Genomic DNA, 1,975 nt, shown 5'->3' on the forward strand with positions numbered 1-1,975 from the left:
AAATCAGGCTCGCCAATACGTAAGGTGACGGGGGTGTTCAAGTAGACCAGAATCGGTGTTCAAGTAAACCAGAATATGCACCAGCCCCCTGTCTTCTGAACAGCAGGCTGAAATGCTGTCGCTACTGGATGAAGCGCTGTGTCAGGGCGCCGCTGGTGTGTCCCTGGGGCTTCAATATAAGCCGGGAGTGTTTGCCGGTAATGAAGAGTTGAAGGCTGTCGCCCGGCTGGTAAAGCAGCATGACAAGGTACTGACCGTGCACGCCAAAGCTTATTCCAGCCTGTCGGGCACCTATCCCATGAACCCTTTCGGGAAAGCCCATAACCTGCGTGCGATTGATGAGATGCTGGATCTTGCGCGGGAAACCGGTGTGCGCCTGCAGTTTTCCCACCTGATCTTTGTGGGGGAAAGCACCTGGAAAACCCTTGATGAAGCCATTGCCAAATTTGACCGGGCTATTGCAGATGGGGTGGATGTCAAATTCGATATGTTTCCCTATCCCTTTGGCGCCACCTTGCTGAATACGCTGTTGCCCGAATGGGTGATGGCCCGTATGCCCGGGGTGTTGAAACAGTCACTGCCGCTATTGCGGTTGCGTCTGGAAGCCTGGTTGGCGTTCCGGTCGCTGGGCCTGGGATATGATTGCATTCAGATCAGCGAAGCCGGTTGTCCTGTCTATCAGCCCTACAATGGGTTGTTTTTGACCGATATTGCCGAACGGGTCGGGCTGTCGCCGTTTCAGGTGATGGTGGATATTCTGGATCAGTCCCGTGCTGAAGCGCGCATGATTATGCACAAGTATTACGGGCCCGAGATCGTGGAGCGGCTGATGACCCATCCCGCCGCGCTGTTTATGACGGATTCCTGGCCTGAAGCCTCCGGTGTCGAGAACGCGGCGACCTATGGGGCATTTCCCCGGTTCCTGCAGATGGCGCGGGAAACGGGCAACCTACCAATGGAAACGCTGATACACCGGATGACCGCCCAGGCGGCAGAGCGTTTTGGTATTGCTGATCGGGGCATTATCAAAGATGAATATGTTGCGGATGTTGTGGTGCTGGACTGGGAGCAAGTCAGGGATAACACAACACGGGAATGCAGCGATGCCGCCCCGGACGGCATTGAGCACGTCTTTATCAATGGCGTTCCTGCGAGGCTGAATGGGAAAAAATATACAGCACCTGTCAGCGGGGAATGTGTGGCGATGACGACTTGATTGAATGCGTTATTTTCAGTTTCAGCGGTAAGCAACCAAAGGCCTGAATGTCAGGCCTTTAATCCTGTTCTGATCAATATTATTAAATCCTGTATATGGCTTGAGAACGGTCAACGTCAAAGGCAGGTACCGGCATGGTGAAAGACAGTTCACCGTCGGCAAACAGTTGCTGGTACCATTCTTGGCCCTGGCTGGTCAGGCAGTACTCGCCCTCATCATTGCATTCGAGTAGTCCTGCCCGGTCAACGAGTTTGACCAGGTTCTGACGCAGTGTTTCCCGACCCGCACACAGTCTGTCAGCTAACGCGGTTAGCTTAAGGTTGGGGGTATCGTGAAGTTGTTTAATAATTCGAAGTTGTAAAACAGTGATTCTCGAGCAGGTCATTTGACTGACTTTGTCGAGAAGAATCAGGGCTTCCCAGTTGATGTTCATACTCTCACGGCAGGCTGCGCGCCACATGACGCTTGGGAAGTATCCTGTGGTTGCGGCAAGTGCGTACTGATATAAATCAATCGGGAGTATTGCGTGAATGAAATAGCTTCCTTAAACCGTTTACGGTGAGAGTAAACATGCTCCTGTCTCTCACTCCAAGTGGACAGCCTGCATCAGTTTCGTACTGCAAAGCACATTACTGCTCTTAAGTTTTACGCCTTTGTTTTATTCACTGCAACGTGAGGCCTTAACTCCCGCTTAACGATCTGAAGAAGTAAGGCTAAATTGAATGAAGAGAGCGTCCCCTGTGCTCTTCAGGCAAAATA

General features: G+C 52.1%; 2 protein-coding genes. One reads left to right on the plus strand and one right to left on the minus strand.

Going from position 1 to position 1,975, the window contains the following annotated elements; all coding sequences use genetic code 11:
• Positions 1–112 precede the first annotated feature (112 nt).
• A complete protein-coding gene (locus tag ABD892_RS10915) occupies positions 113–1,216 on the plus strand; it encodes an amidohydrolase family protein (protein ID WP_345195672.1) in 1,104 nt (367 codons plus the stop codon).
• Positions 1,217–1,298: 82 nt separating this feature from the next.
• On the opposite strand, the gene ABD892_RS10920 is transcribed toward ABD892_RS10915, so the two are convergent.
• Positions 1,299–1,676 (minus strand): hypothetical protein, encoded by a 378-nt coding sequence (locus ABD892_RS10920; RefSeq protein ID WP_345195673.1) that lies wholly within the window; start codon positions 1,674–1,676, stop codon positions 1,299–1,301.
• Between the last annotated feature and the right edge of the window lie 299 nt (positions 1,677–1,975).

Source organism: Kistimonas scapharcae (genome assembly GCF_039540975.1).
GTDB lineage: Bacteria > Pseudomonadota > Gammaproteobacteria > Pseudomonadales > Endozoicomonadaceae > Kistimonas > Kistimonas scapharcae.

Excerpts from the sequence above, each read along its gene's own strand:
- ABD892_RS10920 (WP_345195673.1), bottom strand. The coding sequence starts at position 1,676 with ATGTGGCGCGCAGCCTGCCGTGAGAGTATGAACATCAACTGGGAAGCC.
- ABD892_RS10915 (WP_345195672.1), top strand. The coding sequence starts at position 113 with ATGCTGTCGCTACTGGATGAAGCGCTGTGTCAGGGCGCCGCTGGTGTG.